The following is a 15,768-nucleotide window of genomic DNA, read 5'->3' as shown; positions in this document are numbered from 1 at the left end:
CTAATCTATAGTGCTGGCCGTTAATTCATCGATTCCATCTACTAGCTGTCTGCCGCTAGTGATGTGCTGACGATTAATGACCATTTGTATACCTAATTTCAGCAGCATTTGCTCTGCGACAATTTTTTTCTCGGAAGCAATCAGAGACAATTCCTCCACCTTAGAATCGCCTACCACTCTGCGAATAATCTCTGTACCGGCATACCCCACCGCGTCTGACATAATTCCTTGCAGCATCGTATCCTTAAAGGCATGATGATGATACAGAGAAAAGGACACCGCTTCATCGTAAGCAACGGATAATTTCGTAAAAACCTGATCATAAACGGCTTCAATAGTCGCCATACTCCATTGATGGAAATCTTGATCCACAGTTTCATCAAATAGATTTTTGACCATCGGAAAATAGAGATGTGCCAAGACATTTCCTATGTCATACCCCGCTGGACCATAAAAGGCAAACTCAGGATCAATCACCTTCAAGCCTCTTTGATTGATGAAAATTGAACCTGTATGAAGATCGCCATGCAGCAGCGATTGGGCGTTGTTCATAAAATTATTTCGCAGCATCGCGACTTCTACTTGAAGGGGCACATTCTCATAAAGATTTTCTCTCACAAACTGTTCATTTCCAGAAGTTACGATATTCCTTTGCTTGTAATCATCATAAGGTTCCGTGAATACCAAATCCTCGCTGATGTCACACATTTCTGGATTGATAAATGCTTTAACACGCTGCTTTTTCTCTCCCCGATCCAAAACAAGATCACTTGTTAAAAGCAAGGTTCGCGCAAGATACTCCGCAATCTCTTCACTAAACTTAGGAAAAGTTTTCTTAGCAATCAGTTCATAGCGCATGTTCTGATACTCTGAAACATCTTCCATCGTCAAAGCATACATCTTTTGATCATAATAATAAACCTCTGGTACAAACTGCGGCGCTAATTCATTTTGCAAACGTAAAATTTCTGCTTCGATGCGATTACGATCAATTGCCAAAGGTCGTCCAGAAGAGCGCAGCAAGACGTCTGCTTGTTTAATAATCAGACTTTCCTGAGTTGCCTCATTCACGACACGAAAAACATAATTGATGTTCCCATCCCCAATTTCAGTGACGGTTAATGGTGCTTCTGGTGGAAATGCCCCTAATTTTTCCACTACATATTGTTTGATCTTTTGCGTATCCATTAAAAAGTGCTCTTGATACGCCACCGTTTCCCTCGGTGTGACTTTCATATTATCGCCTCATTCATTAAAATTATCCATTCCTTCGTCTCCCTAGTTTACTGACAGCCTTCTCTTTATTAGAAATTCTCTTCACCACAAAAAAACGAGTTTGTTCCTCGTTTCTAAGGGGCATTTTTTTAAATGATCCAGCTTTTCACCACAGCACAATTCATTGCAGCAACAAGGATGCGCCTCATGCTTTCATACTCCTAATCAATCTATAAAAGACCTGTCTGACGAAAAAAAACACTCATCTAAAAGTGTACATTTAAACTGGGTAAATGCAACTCTTAGATGAATGTTCTTAACTAATCGCAATCTTTGTCCCAACAGAGATCGTTGGCATTTCTTTATCTTCCACATAAAGCGTGCCTGGGAGCTCCGCTGTTTCCGAACCATCGAAGCGCAAGGTAATATGCCCTAAATCATCGAGATTCTTTTTCACTACCTCTCCAACTGCCGTAATTCTATAGGATTGATTATCAAAGAAAAAATGCATTCCCGTTGTAATCTCATCCGTAGAGGGGGTCAATTGGATGTTGTAGCAATAATCCGCTAATGTCTCCGGCGCATCATTGCCGAAAAAAATCAGCATCTTTTCTTGTTGAAACATCTCTGCCTCAGGTCCAATATTCGTCACTTGCGTCTCAAAAATCATCTTTCATCTCTCCAAACATTTTTAACTGTATAAACCAAAGCTTGCTAACCAAGCAACAACCACTCGTGGGACACCATTTAGAAAACGTGAATACAAAACAGAGGGTACGCCAACTTCAACCGTTTCTGCTTCCGCCTCTTCCAAGCCCAAGCCCACCGGAATAAAATCACACGCATTTTGCGTATTAATAGCAAATAAAGCAGGTAAGGCTAATTGCGGTGGGATATTCCCCTTGCCTATTTCTACCCCGATCAAGGTTCCCAAGATCTGACTGATCACCGCTCCAGGTCCTAACAATGGCGATAAAAACGGTAGTGAGCAGATAAAGCCAATAATGATCAGGCCAATGACATTTCCAGCTAAAGGTTTCATCAGGTTCGCAAATACTGTCCCTATTCCTGAACCTTGAATAATCCCAATCAATAAGGATACAAAAGCCATGAAAGGAATGACCGTATTGATCATCGTCTGCACACCTTCACGGGCCGATTGATTGAAGGTCGCTACCACTTTTCCGGCACCCATTCCGATTTTAGCGATAAAACTTTTTTGTTCCGCCTTTTGTTCCGTAATTTTCTTATCCGTTGAATATTTGAATTCACGCTCTGGTTTTTCTTCCGTAACGAAGGCAGGCTTATCAGCCGCTTCTGATCCCTCTGCTAGCATGATCTGATTTTTCCCAACTGCGGATACATAAATATCCTCATGAATGTATTGTGCCAACGGACCACTCTTTCCAGTTGGGACGATATTGACTGTTGGGATATTCTTTTTAGGATAAATTCCGCAACGTAAAGTGCCACCACAATCAATAATTGCTAAAGCGATCTCATTATCAGGAATAGATGTCTTAAACCCATTTACCGATTCCATTCCAGATAATTCTTCGATTTTATCAACAATATCCGGTTTATCTCCACCACCAGTCACATAGACAAATTTATGTTTCTCATCCGTTGGTGTAATAACTAACGGTCCGCCATATCCCCCTGAACCTTTTACAATTTTAATACTATTATAAGCCATTTTCGCTCCTCCTAATTCGTTTCAAAGTAATTATTTTTCTTATTGAAAAATAAATCTGATGCTCATCACGTATATCTTTCCACTATACTGGGGTCATTTCATATACTGCAAAAAGTGGAACTGACATCCTAATTCGTTTCAAAGTATTTATTTTTCTTAATTGAAAAATAAGGCTGATGCTCATCACGTATATCTTTCCACTATACTGGGGTCATTTCATATGCTGCAAAAAGTGGAACTGACATCCTAATTCGTTTCAAAGTATTTATTTTTCTTAATTGAAAAATAAGGCTGATGCTCATCACGTATATCTTTCCACTATGCTAGCCTAGTCTGCTAATGCAACTTCATCGACTTCTTTGCTCAGGTTAATTCCTTGCTGTTTGCAGACAAAGGCAGTAGTGAAGTCTGTCGTCCAGCCGCCGATAAAGTTCATGACTAGACCAACAAACATATAACGAATCGCTAATTCCATTGAATTGAGACCTAATTGCGTGATTCCTTGGGCGATCCCCATCCATACGAACAATTCTCCTGGATTGATGTGGGGAAAAACACCATTACTGGTATGACAAAATTGGGCGTTTGAAGCATAATAGCTTGGTTTATAAAACTCTGGCAAAAAGCGCGCCATCGTAAAGGACATTGGATTTCCTAACATAAATGCAGAAACGAAAGGCAATACTAGGTACCGTGTGAATGGGTTTTTAGAAGATACTTTCGCAACCTTTGTTACGCGCTCTTCTCCTAGAAAAGCAATCAGTGTATTCATTGCTACCATCAACATTAGAACCACCGGAACGATCCCTGTCATCCAACTAATAAATGTTTCAGCGCCTGTTTGAAAGAGACTCATAAAGCCTTCCGCAAATTTTGTAATATAATCCATCATTAACACTCCTTCTTATATTTGTGAGTTGCTTTTCCTGAATTTTTCTTGGATCGAAAGCTTCATTAGAGATAATTGATTTCCTACATTGAAAATCGGTGATACGGGGGCTTTCTCTTGATGATTGCCTCTTTCCACTTCTAAATAAATTTTTTGTGCATTAGCCGCCGCTTGACGGGTCAATTTATTCTCCTTGATCAGCACAGGAGAATCGGTCAATTGATGAATATCGATACCAACAAATTGTGGACGCGGCTTGAAGCGTGCTAGGATTGAAGTCCCTTGCATCATCTCAGCTTCTTGAATCGTTCCTCTTTGGTCAACGCCTAACAACAAGATCGTTCCCGAAGCGATTTTCCCAGGGCGTCGTCCAATCGCAACCTTCCCTTTTCGCTTCATTCGAATATAGACAGAATTAAAATTCTTGATTTGTTTCATCCCTAGAAAAATTTGGAGAATGTATGCAATAATTGCGATTGCTCCTAAAACAAAAATATTCATATATGGCTCCTTCCTGATATATGAGATTCTTCTTATCCATTTACCAATAACTGACGATATTCTTCTTTAGTTTGAATCTGCTTCACCTGTTCTCTTAACGTTTCACTGGAGGAGATAACAAAAATCGTGTCATAAAAACTTAACAGCTCTTCCTCCACTGCTAAAGTCAGATTTTCTGGAATCGCTACCATAAAAATCAACTCAATATCTTCTGTAGAACACCCATCTGGATAAATTCCGATCGTCACAAGAATTTCCTCACTCTGCCGATTAATTCCATGAGGAAAGGCAATGCCATTATCGATGATTGCTGACTCTTCTTGAGCCTTCGTCAAAATGTAGTCTCTAAAAGAATCATCGATTAATTGTCTGACTCGCAGCTTTTCCAATAAAAGGATCAAATTCTCTTCATAAGCCAACTGCTTATCCAATTGTTCAAAAGAAAACTGAATATGCTCAAAAGTTGCTGCCTTGGAAGCGACAATTCGTTTCCATTCACTCAATAACCAGTTCTCATTAAACAAATCAGTCAGTTTTATGATGGCTGTTGTTGTCTTCGTATGTTTCAAGGGCACTGTGGTAAATACTGCGAAATAGCGATCCAAGTCCTTGGTCTCATATTCTTCCTCTGAATAATGAGCGATTCGAATATTCGGTCCTAAAACGGTTGCCAGCTGACGCTTGATCATTAAAGCGGTTCCTTTACCAGTGTTGCAGACTACGGCGATCTCTTTCATTTTAGGTTGAGTATCTAGTTTCAGCGCCAATTCAAAATAGATCGCTAAGTATGAAAGTTCGGCTCTCTGAAAAGGTTTCTGTAGATAATTGGCTAATGCAGCGATTCCTATTTCCGCTAGCTCATGGGCAAAAGCATGTTTTTGTTTAAACTCTTCACGAAAGATATCATAGGTTTCAACTTGAAAAATAAGGCGATTAATCAAAAACATAAAATGAGCACGCATATTTCGAAACAACTCTTCTTGATCTAAATTGATAATCACGGCTTCATTGATTTGATTCATCATGTAATCAAATAAGGTTTTTACTTCTGGTGTATCTGCTTGATCCTCTGGAACCAAATTATTGTTGAAAATATTTAAGGGAAAGCAGAGAAAATCAAAATCAAATTTACTGATTGTCAAATGATAATCGGTTGCCAAATTAACAAATAATTCTTCCAATAAACTGTCGTCAGAAAAATAATTAACATAATAAGCAACTGCCTGTACCAATGGCTTCCCGGATCGAATCCGTTGAATTGTTAAATTGATCGTCTTTTGTAATAAGCCTAATGTCCGAAAATCCAATTTTTTACTTAGTGCGATTTCGTCAATGGACTGCAGTAAATCCTCTGTTAACGGAGGCTGTTCCAAATAATCATAGGCATGGTGCAGGTAGAGCAGCCGCAATTGGGATTCTGTACCTGCGATCTTCAAGCCTTTATTGGGTGTACCAATCAAAGAAATTTGATATCTGGTCATCAACTGTTTTAAGTTTCGTAAATCCTTATTAACCGTTGAACGACTGACTCCTAACACTTCTGATAAATCATCAATGACGATGTAGCCCTCTTGCTTCATGAAACAATCGATTAAGACGGCAATCCGCTTTGTGCTAGAATTGAAATCTGTTTGCTGCTTTAAGCTACCGTTCATGATTTCCGAAAACTGTTGCGAATCCATCACTTTTAACGAGTAGCTCGTGTCTTTTTCCTCAATCACCGCAATTTGTTCCATTTGATCATTCAATAATTGAATCGCTTTTTTGGTGGTTTGTGCACTTGTATCGGTTATTTTCTGCAATTCATTCAAACTCAGCCGATCATGAGTAATAAAATGCTGTAATAATTGATACCAGCGATTGATTAATGCCATCTTATTACCCCACCTTCTTTTAGCCTCGTGTTTTTCCTCCGGCAACGTTGGTCGTAACGCCTGTAATATAGCTAGACCGATTAGATAAATAATAGCATACTAGATCAGCGACTTCACTGAGCTTCCCGCTGCGCCCCAAGGGGATTGTCGTTGTTTTATCATAGTTTTTACGAAGCTCTTCAACCGTAATCCCCCGTGTGTAAGCTAACGCAGTCTCATAAGCCTCCGTTCGCAAACCAGTTTCTTCCATAATTCCAGGGGCGATTCCTACTACGCGAATGCCCTGCTTGCCTAACTCCTTAGACCAAGACCGTGTAAAGCTATTGACGGCTGCTTTCGTTGCTGCATAAGGACTTTGGCCTTCTGATCCCTCTAGTCCACATTCTGAAGACATATTGATAATGACACCTTCATGCCTTGGCATCATTGTTCTTGCCACTGCCTGCGTCATAAGGTATAATCCCTTTTGATTAATTGCCATCATCTTGTCAAATACCTCATCGGATAACTCAAATTGCCCGTGGGGATTCTCCTCATCCACTAATAGACGCGGAACATTGATACCCGCATTATTGACTAAGCCGTCAATCTGACCAAATTCTTCAATCACTTTCGTAACATTTTCCTCTACTTGCTGTCGGTCTGAGATATCAGTCTGAAAGTAGTAAAGATTTTCATGAACGACCTTTCCAGGCTGAAGATCAAAGTTTGCTACTACTACTCCTTGCTCTAATAATTCATCAATGATGCTTGCACCAATACCTGAAGACCCTCCTGTTACAATCACTTTTTTTCCTGCAACGTCTAACCAATCTGACATTTACGTCCCCTCCTCTTAATTACACGCCAAGTATAAAACGCTTATTGAAAATGATTAATACGCTCTTTTTTTTCAGTCAGAAAAAAAAAGTGCACTAATTTGTGAAAAGTGAACAAAAAAGCTTAAGTAGACGATTCTACTTAAGCTTTTTCTAGGATGCTATTCATTTCTTTTTGCAGCAATTGTGGAGAACGCTCAATCGCATCAATCGTATCCCCCGCAATATGTGAGGTAATCACCACATTGTCCAATTTCAGTAAAGGGTCATTAGGCGTAATTGGCTCCTCCCATAGAACATCTATTCCTGCACCGGCGATCGTTTTATTTGTTAAACACTCGAGCAAATCTTTTCGATTAATGATATCTGGTCGCGCTGTATTGATTAAATAGGCACTTGGCTTCATCCGTTTTAATAGCGCATGGTCAATGATATTTTTCGTCTCTGGAACAACTCTTAAATGCAGGGATACCACATCCGAATCGCTAAAAATTTCCTCTAATTCCTTTAGCTCCACTTGATAGCCTTCTTGATCCAATGTTTCCTGATCTGTAAAAGCATCATAGGCGCTAACCTCTAGTCCGAGGGCAGTTAATCGTTTTGCCACAATCCTTCCAATATGCCCCAATCCAACCAGACCGACCTTTAGGTTCGAGAAAGAGGTTTTGTAGGCGTCGTTCGAAAAATTTTGCGGCCAATTGCCGTTCCTCACTTGGATCGCAGATGCAGCAATGTTGCGAACGGTAGCATACATTAAACCAATGGTAAAATCAGCGACAGGTTCTGCATTACGAATGACATTAATCACCGATAGACCATCCAGCTCTTTCACTGCCTCTAAATCAATATGCTCTAATCCGCCGCGACAGGTGCCGATAAGTTTAAGCTTATTCCCATGAGCTAATAAGTTTCTTGAAACAGGCGCTAGATGTACTAACAAATACTCGGCGTTGGATACTGCGGACAATAATTCCGATGACCACTCAAAATTGTTAGGTCCGTCTTGCTCTAAAACCTTAATTACCTCACGAAATTCCGATCGAGTTTTTTCTGCTTGCCATTCGAATTTTTGAATATTGATTGGTGGATCAAGCTTCAATTCCTCTGCTGCTTTAGCTAAGTTATCTGCCGAAACAAATGGATCACCAATCACCACTACATTAGTCATTTTGCTGACCTTCTTCCGACAATATCCCTGCTTTAGGTTTCACGTGAAACTTTGCCGCTAGGTCGATAAGCTGCTGATCAGTAATCTGTTGCTTAATATCCTGTCTGGTGGAGCAAATCTGTAAATAAATTTGAGCGGCCTTTTCTGCTGTTTCAACTAGTCCAAAGGCATCATCCATGGTTTGTCCTGCGCTCATAATTCCATGGTGGGGCCAAATAACGATTCGTGACTCTCGCATTTTTTCAGCGGAGGCTGTCCCTAATTGATTTGTCCCTGCAATCATCCATGGAAGAACCGATACACCATCAGGAAAGACAACAATACATTCTGTAATCATCTGCCAGAGCGTTTTAGTAAATTTCTTTTCATCTAGCTCATGGATAAAGGTCATTGCCGATATCGCAGTTGCATGCGTGTGCAGGATTACCCGATGCTCTGGATCTTGTGCCAGACGTACCGCATGACATTGCAGGTGCGATGCTAACTCACTCGTAGGTAAATCGTCTCCTTCTAATCCCCACAGCAAATCATATTTGTCACCTTCGGCAGTAATTCGAATAATCGCTAAACTATCCGCCGGATTCTTTTGGACATTTTTGAAATACTTGCCTGAACCGGAAACTAGAAAAATCTCTCCTGCTAAACTCTTTACAGTAAAATCTAACGCAATGGTCTTTTTTACCTGATGGACATTGAGATAATACTGTACCTCCTCCTGCGGCAATCGATAACTAATGTTGCCGCCATTTCGTTCGGCCCAGCCATATGCCCATAGCTGATGAGTCGCTTCGCACATTTCTCGAATAAATGGTGCTTGACTGATTTCATGAATCTTCATTCCATCACCCTCCGTTATTACAAGGTTAAAGGAGGAGCGTAATTAGTCGCGCAACGATCAGAAAAGCTATCCCCAAGCCGCCATGGATCCAGTACGTTTTACTTTTAACAATATCTCCATTGGCTCCAATAACCAGCCTTTTTGCGCCATCAAAAAAGATTTTGATAAAGAATGCCAATCCAATCAAAACAAATAAATCGCTAATCATCGTCATCCTCCTTTCTCGTTATTCGTTAGTTCTGTCCATAATAGGCATTCGCCCCATGCTTACGTAAATAGTGTTTATCCAAAACACGTTGTGGCAGTTCTTCTGCAAAAGAATTTAATTGACGAGTCAATAAATTCATCTTGCATACCTCCTCCAAAACCACAGCATTCATAACTGCACTATGAGCATCTTTTCCCCAAGTAAATGGGCCGTGTCCATGGAGCAGTACTCCCGGAACTTCCAAAGGCTTGATTTCGCGCTGCTTAAAGGTCTCGACAATGACATTCCCCGTCTCATGCTCATAGCCTTCATCGATTTCATTTTTGGTCAAGAAGCGCGCACATGGAACAGAGCCATAAAAGGTATCCGCATGAGTCGTCCCCATTGCTGGAACATCCAAACCTGATTGTGCCCAAGCTGCTGCCCAAGTCGAATGTGTATGAACGATTCCGCCAATTTCTGGAAATGCCTTATACAATACTGCATGAGTTGGCGTATCTGATGATGGATTCAGTTCTCCCTCGATTACCCTATTTTCTAAATCAACGACTACCATATCAGACGCCTTCATTTCTTCATAACTGACACCGCTAGGCTTAATGACAAAATAGCTTGTTTCAGGATCATAGGCACTGACATTTCCCCAGGTATATTTAATTAACCCCTGTTTAGGTAAGGCTAGATTCGCTTGAAATACTTCTTCTTTTAATTGTTCTAACATTGATTCGGTCCCCTTTTACTCTGGATTGACTGCAACAACGATTTTGTTATAAGCAAGCTCACGCTTAAACATTTTAGGCAGCACATCTGGCAAATCCGTTAACGTGATCTCATCACTCACCATTTCTTTGAATTTGATTCTGCGTTTGGACATTTCTTCTAATGTCGCTTCCCATGCACGTCCAGGATAAGGCGCGGTATAGGAATTCCATGAGCCTGTAATTGTCAGCTCTGCACGCATAATGCGTTCTGCCTCATGTTCAGACAAGGGCAGATCCTGATGGGAGATGCCTACCAATACTACCGTCCCATGTTTACGTGTAATCAATAAGGCCTGCTTCTGAGTGAATTTACTCCCCGCCGTTTCGATCACAACATGGACGCCTAAGCCTGTTTCTGCCTTGATAGCTTTTTCCAGATCCTGCTCTTTGCTGTTGATTGTTACATCTGCTCCGAGTTGTTTTGCTAATGCCAATTTTTCATCAAAAATATCGACGGCAATGACTTTTTTTGCTCCGAATATTTTCGCGATTTGAATCGCAAATTGTCCGATCGGTCCACAGCCAAGAACTGCTACTGTATCACCAACCTTCATGTTCGCCCGCTGCATTGCATGCCAGCTAATTGTCGCCGGCTCTACCCCTGCCGCTGACAACAAATCCAAATCTTCCGGCATTACCACACAGTGTGCTTCGGGAACCTTCACGTATTCAGCAAAAGCTCCATTACTGCCTGTACCGATTATGTTATAATTATCACTGAGACCATAGGAGCCTTCTTTTGTATATTCAGAATTAGGGTCCGGGATCAATGGTGCAACAGCGATCTTGTCTCCGACTTGAACTTTAGTGACCTGTGATCCTACCCGATCAACTGTTCCACTGAATTCATGTCCTAAAATGAGCGGATACATTCTTGCACCATCTTCTAAGTTTGCGCGGGGCACATCTGAGCCGCAGATCCCCGCGTAAGCGACTTTTACTAATACTTCCTCTTCACCGATATCAGGAATCTCTACCTCTTGAACTTCCAAAACACCGGGTTTTATTAATACACTTGCTTTCATCTTTTCTGTCATCTTTTCTTTCATCCTTCTCTACTAAGCTACCTTTGTTTTGGCTTCTGGAATTTCACCGCTGTTTTTCGCTGCAGCTCGTTCAACATATCCATAAAAGGCTTCTTTATTTTTACGGAATAAGAAGTAAACAACAAAGTATGCGACGATCGTCAAGCCAATCCACAATGGATTCTGACTTAAAAAGGCTAAGAAAATTAGTCCAAAAATTGGTTTTCCTAAAATATTGAAACTGGTTACCATCAATGCGCCGGCTGGTAAAGTAACCCCTACCGTTTGTGCAATCTCAGTAAACATTGGCGCAGTGTAAGAGCACATGTACAATCCTAGGCTGAACCAAATCACTCCATTGATCAGTGTTTTGGCGATATTTCCGTTTGATAAACATACTAAAGCTTGTACCATATACGGAATAGCCAATAAATCAACTACTGGCAATGTTTGGTTACCTGGTAAAATCATTGCGATGAATACCATAATTGGGATCAAAAGAATTCCTGAGATCAACGTTGCTGGTTCACCATAGCCTGTCGCATCATTTACGCCAAGATACCATTCGCGTCCCTCGTTATTGCCGCGAACATTTTTACTCGCTGCTTGTGAGATCGGGTTGAAGGCTTGTGAGAAGATTCCCGCTACTTTCGGGAAGATCGCCATCACCGCACTTGTCGCGATCGCTACTTCTGTGATCTGTCCCCAAGCAGATAGCTCTACCAAATTGCTGATATTTCCTAAAATCCCTAAAAATAGACCTAAGAACAATCCTAATGAGATTGGTTCGCCAAGAAACCCTAACTTCTTCTGCAAGCCTTGAGGATTCAGACGCACCTTATGCAAACCGATCATGTTCCAAATCGGGTCCATCAAGAGAGCAAAGATTCCCGGCTCGATATTATGCATAGCAATGATCGTACAATTTGGATAGTGATAATAGCTTGACCATCTTCTGGCTAACATTTCCGATAATAATAGGCTGTACATATTCAATAAACACATTAAGACAACTGCTAAGATCATATTTTTTGTAGCTAAATACACCATCGAGCCCCAAACCATATAAGAATAGTTATTCCATAAATCAGAAGGCTGAAATACATTTGTCCATTTCACAAGGAAAAGAACCGTTTGTAAAAGTAAGGCGATCACTAGATAAATCATACCCGCTTCCGTTGAATAGGCCACCAATGCCGTTGCCTGCCACCCTACATCAAAGGCCGGAAGATTGATTCCTGTTTGATCGACCATTTGTTGAACGACTTTCGAAATAATTGGGGTGTATGAGTTCAAAATCAAAGTAAAGCCCATCAGCCCAACACCTGCATATAATCCAGATAAAAATGCCTTTTGCGTCTTCACTTTCAATACTTTAGCAACGACAAAAATCATCACTGGAACAAATACAGCCGATCCAAACGTATCAAAAACGCTTTTTAATGTTTCTAACATCTCATTACTCCTTTTTCAATTTAATGTATTTAATTTTCAACATGCCTAAACTCAATTAAACCAATACCTGTGTATCACTTCTTCGCAAGAAACCAAAAACAACCTGTTCTTAAACGTTTAATTCTCCAAGGCTAGTAAAACGCCGTCTACTTCTTCTAAAAATTCTTCTTCCCCAAACCCGGTTAAGAAACCGATGGCATTTACTACTGGAATTCCGTAATCCCCATCTGGTAAAGGACTTGTATACGTAATAAAATCAAACTTTCCTGTCTTTGCTAGAGACAACGCTTCATTCGGATTTGCCTCTGTGGTATCAACGATATATCCTTTTTCTTCCAACGTTTCTCTTAATTTTTCCGCCACCATTGATGATGTCACCGTTCCTGATCCGCATACGGACAATACATTGTATCTTTTCATTGTTGCTCCTCCTTTTATTTTCGCTTTATGCGATTTCTAATTCCATTTTTGCCACGATGTTATACATCTCTTCCACAGACGATGCGTGCTCTAAACGCTTTAATGTTTCCACATCTTGAAAAAGTCCCATCAGCTTGCTAAGCATCTTAACTTGACCATCGGGGTCCTCCACCGCCATTAAAATGACCAATGATACACAGACTTTTTCTTCTGGATTGATCATTGAGCAGACCTCGATTGGTTCTGCTAAAGTCGCGATTGCTAAAGCGGATTGGTATACATGCTCACGATCCGTATGGGGAATCGCAATCCCATAATCGCCCATCTGCAATCCCGTAGGAAAGCCTTTCTCTCTTTCTAAAACTGCTGGAACATAGGTTGTTTTGACGTAACCTAGTTCTTCCATTTTCCCACCCAAGAATGAAATCATCTCTTCGTAATCTTGTGGCTTCATTTTGCTAAAAAGCAACTCTCGTTTGATCACTAGATCCCTCCTATTCTGTTTTTTTGCTTCTTGCTTAACCAAAAGATAGCACGGAAACGCTTTCTTTTGAATTTCTTTTGAACTCATTTTTTACTGAACCTATTCCGTAATATTTGTATGACTTGCTGAAAACATTGATTTCACAAGTGTTTTCTCTGTCATTTATTAGCTAAACTGCTCAATCATACAAAAATCCCCGCTCTCTAGAAGAACGAGGATTTCATTTTTACTATTTTTTGAAATCTTGGATAACCGCTAAAAGCGCGTCTTTATCTTGCGCCTGATCCAATCGTTGAATCGTTTTTGGATCGCTTGCGATTTTCAATAGCTGCATCATTGGTTGGATATGCATTTTTTTGTCAATCGCTGAAATAACCACTACATATCGGTAGCACTGTCCTTGACTGGAGAAACCCTGTGGGATTTTGGCTAAACACATGCCCAGTTCACGAGCACCATTTTCAGGAATGGTATGGGGAATCACGATCTGATTTCCCAATACGATACTGGGAGTGACCTCCGGAAACTGTTCCTCAAGATGGCTTAAGTAGCTCGCCTCAACGATTCCACGACCAATCAAATTTTGTGTGGCTGCCTGCAATATTTCCAGCCAAGTTAGTTTATTCGGTAAGATGACAATACTTTCCTTCGTAATCAGGTCACTTAAATTCAACTTCGTTTCATTCGTCAAAATTTCTTGATCTTGAATTTGGAAAATCGAATTGTAGGAGATCATTAATTCTTTACGAATCTTTCCTTCTGTCTCATCATCCATAGGAAGGTGTTTTTTGACGATGGACAGGATGTGATCCGGCTGCAGCTTATAACTATCGATCTTATAGATCAGCTGAATCACTTCATTGACGATTAACGTTTTGTTCATCGCTGAAAGATCATTGCCTACAACGATCACCGGGAACTCTGTCGTTAAAGGCGTAGTTGAGAAGATCAATTGAACCTCTAGGCACTCCTCTTTTTCGTAAAATTCACGAATCGAAAAAGAGCTGACAAAATGAATCATCGGAAACCAGTTATCTAACGTTTTTTCCAGTAGCTTTGAACTAATGATACCGTTCGGGCAAACTACCGCAGCTTTGACAATCGTATTATCAAGATTGATTGGTTTTTCCTTTTGCATATACGCGCCAATGAACATAGTGATCAGATATATTTCATCGTTGGGAATTCGTTCTTCAAAAAATTCCTCTAAGGGCGCAATCGATGATTTCACAATAAAGAACAGCGGATCCAATTGGTTCTTAACGATATCTGTAAGCGTATAATCGGAAGTCAAACCATAGCGAATGCGATAATAGGCGGGGGTTAAATGCAACGCTAAATTCTCAATTAATTGGGCTTTGTCATTCAGTTGAATGATTGTATTTTTTTCTAGCTGAGCAATAAACAATTCGATGTGTTTTCGCAGCTCCACTTTATTAAGTGAAAAGATATTGCTTAAATCAGTAATTTTTAAGGACAGGATATAAAGACACAGATAAAGATGTTCCGTATAGGATTTCGGGAGCATGCTTTGTCCAGCCAATACTTTTACGATTGCCGCATATTCGTTGGTATCCATAATTTCTTTTGCCAGCAAGCCAAAACGCTGCTCAATAAGATGCTCGTTCTTTACTCGACGATCCAGCAAGACTAAGAAATAAGGAGCTGTCTGAATTCTATTATCGGTATACTGAACTTGCAGTTCTTCTTCCACCAAGCGCAACATTCTTCTCTGGGCCTCAATTTCCGTTACCTGAATGTCCAAATATTTTTCAAAAATAAGGCGATTGTAAATCGATTCCATCACTTGATCCGTTACAACAAGAATCAATCCACGAATCGCTTCCTCATCTCCTCGAAAATAGTATCCACCCTTTCTAGAATAATCGATGGTCAGCTTATGTCTGCTCAGTTGTTTCTTGAGTTTCTTGATGTCCGAGACAATCGTATTTTTACTCACCTCTAAACTTTCCGAAAAGTGATAAAGCGAGAGATAGTCTGCGGAAAAAATCAATAATAAAATAACTAGCAATCGATGATCCTCATCTAGAAAACTATTTTCATCTGCCTGTAATTGACTTTCACTATTCATGATTCCCGAAAAGTCATCCACCACCTTTGTATCAACGACAAAACTCCCATTGCGTGATCGAATAATCTTTCGGTAGCTATTCTCTTCCAGATAGTCATTTATTTTTTTCAGTGCGTAATCTAATTGATTGCGAGTGAGTCGGTATTTTTCCATGATTTCTTTGGAAGAAATTTTTACTGTAGAAGCGACGGTTTGTAAAACCTGAACACTCCGATTATCAAGGTCCATCTGTTTCCCTCCTGTCTGCCATTTTTTCCTTTAGTCTAGCCTGAACAAGAAAAATAGTAAACGGTTTCTTTTTGAAAGAATTTTAAAATAACAAAA

At 40.3% G+C, this 15,768-nt stretch carries 16 protein-coding genes; all 16 read right to left on the bottom strand.

Features of this window, described 5'->3' with window-relative positions; translation table 11 throughout:
• The 16 genes from mtnK to IGI50_RS00180 all read right to left on the bottom strand — a co-directional run bounded on the left by mtnK (window position 1) and on the right by IGI50_RS00180 (window position 15,672).
• Complete coding sequence (mtnK, locus tag IGI50_RS00255; protein ID WP_438775692.1) at window positions 1-1,236, bottom strand: S-methyl-5-thioribose kinase; 1,236 nt, start codon at window positions 1,234-1,236, stop codon at window positions 1-3.
• Window positions 1,237-1,531: 295 nt separating this feature from the next.
• On the bottom strand, window positions 1,532-1,885 hold the full coding sequence (locus IGI50_RS00250) for a PTS glucitol/sorbitol transporter subunit IIA (RefSeq protein WP_010747373.1): 354 nt from the start codon (window positions 1,883-1,885) through the stop codon (window positions 1,532-1,534).
• Window positions 1,886-1,906: 21 nt separating this feature from the next.
• Window positions 1,907-2,911 carry a PTS glucitol/sorbitol transporter subunit IIB gene (gene srlE / locus IGI50_RS00245; RefSeq protein ID WP_218256289.1) on the bottom strand — a complete coding sequence of 335 codons (1,005 nt, stop codon included), beginning with the start codon at window positions 2,909-2,911 and terminating at the stop codon, window positions 1,907-1,909.
• A 328-nt stretch (window positions 2,912-3,239) separates the two neighbouring features.
• A complete protein-coding gene (srlA, locus tag IGI50_RS00240) occupies window positions 3,240-3,800 on the bottom strand; it encodes a PTS glucitol/sorbitol transporter subunit IIC (RefSeq protein ID WP_438777555.1) in 561 nt (186 codons plus the stop codon).
• A gap of 15 nt (window positions 3,801-3,815) precedes the next feature.
• Complete coding sequence (locus IGI50_RS00235) at window positions 3,816-4,301, bottom strand: transcriptional regulator GutM (RefSeq protein ID WP_218256288.1); 486 nt, start codon at window positions 4,299-4,301, stop codon at window positions 3,816-3,818.
• 32 nt (window positions 4,302-4,333) lie between these two features.
• Window positions 4,334-6,175: a BglG family transcription antiterminator gene (locus tag IGI50_RS00230; RefSeq protein WP_438775690.1), complete on the bottom strand. Its 1,842-nt coding sequence runs from the start codon at window positions 6,173-6,175 to the stop codon at window positions 4,334-4,336.
• Window positions 6,176-6,194: 19 nt separating this feature from the next.
• Window positions 6,195-6,995: an SDR family oxidoreductase gene (locus IGI50_RS00225; protein WP_438775689.1), complete on the bottom strand. Its 801-nt coding sequence runs from the start codon at window positions 6,993-6,995 to the stop codon at window positions 6,195-6,197.
• Between the two features lie 140 nt (window positions 6,996-7,135).
• Window positions 7,136-8,161 carry an NAD(P)-dependent oxidoreductase gene (locus IGI50_RS00220; protein WP_438775688.1) on the bottom strand — a complete coding sequence of 342 codons (1,026 nt, stop codon included), beginning with the start codon at window positions 8,159-8,161 and terminating at the stop codon, window positions 7,136-7,138.
• On the bottom strand, window positions 8,154-8,999 hold the full coding sequence (gene rhaD, locus IGI50_RS00215; protein ID WP_438775687.1) for a rhamnulose-1-phosphate aldolase: 846 nt from the start codon (window positions 8,997-8,999) through the stop codon (window positions 8,154-8,156). The genes IGI50_RS00220 and rhaD overlap by 8 nt, the downstream gene beginning before the upstream one ends.
• A 25-nt stretch (window positions 9,000-9,024) precedes the next feature.
• Window positions 9,025-9,207: a hypothetical protein gene (locus IGI50_RS00210; protein ID WP_010747381.1), complete on the bottom strand. Its 183-nt coding sequence runs from the start codon at window positions 9,205-9,207 to the stop codon at window positions 9,025-9,027.
• 25 nt (window positions 9,208-9,232) lie between these two features.
• Window positions 9,233-9,928, bottom strand: coding sequence for an L-ribulose-5-phosphate 4-epimerase (locus IGI50_RS00205; protein WP_010747382.1), 696 nt, complete (start codon window positions 9,926-9,928; stop codon window positions 9,233-9,235).
• A gap of 15 nt (window positions 9,929-9,943) precedes the next feature.
• Window positions 9,944-11,005, bottom strand: coding sequence for a galactitol-1-phosphate 5-dehydrogenase (locus IGI50_RS00200; protein WP_438775686.1), 1,062 nt, complete (start codon window positions 11,003-11,005; stop codon window positions 9,944-9,946).
• A gap of 21 nt (window positions 11,006-11,026) precedes the next feature.
• Complete coding sequence (locus tag IGI50_RS00195) at window positions 11,027-12,448, bottom strand: PTS galactitol transporter subunit IIC (RefSeq protein ID WP_438775685.1); 1,422 nt, start codon at window positions 12,446-12,448, stop codon at window positions 11,027-11,029.
• 117 nt (window positions 12,449-12,565) lie between these two features.
• Window positions 12,566-12,868 (bottom strand): hypothetical protein, encoded by a 303-nt coding sequence (locus IGI50_RS00190; protein WP_010747385.1) that lies wholly within the window; start codon window positions 12,866-12,868, stop codon window positions 12,566-12,568.
• Window positions 12,869-12,893: 25 nt separating this feature from the next.
• Window positions 12,894-13,352 carry a PTS sugar transporter subunit IIA gene (locus IGI50_RS00185; RefSeq protein WP_438775683.1) on the bottom strand — a complete coding sequence of 153 codons (459 nt, stop codon included), beginning with the start codon at window positions 13,350-13,352 and terminating at the stop codon, window positions 12,894-12,896.
• Between the two features lie 229 nt (window positions 13,353-13,581).
• Window positions 13,582-15,672: a PTS sugar transporter subunit IIA gene (locus tag IGI50_RS00180; protein WP_438775682.1), complete on the bottom strand. Its 2,091-nt coding sequence runs from the start codon at window positions 15,670-15,672 to the stop codon at window positions 13,582-13,584.
• Between the last annotated feature and the right edge of the window lie 96 nt (window positions 15,673-15,768).

The organism is Enterococcus sp. DIV0170, assembly GCF_051710765.1.
Classification (GTDB): Bacteria; Bacillota; Bacilli; order Lactobacillales; family Enterococcaceae; genus Enterococcus_A; species Enterococcus_A raffinosus.
The sequence above is the reverse complement of the archived record's forward strand: the minus strand, read 5'-3'. Positions and strand labels throughout refer to the sequence as shown.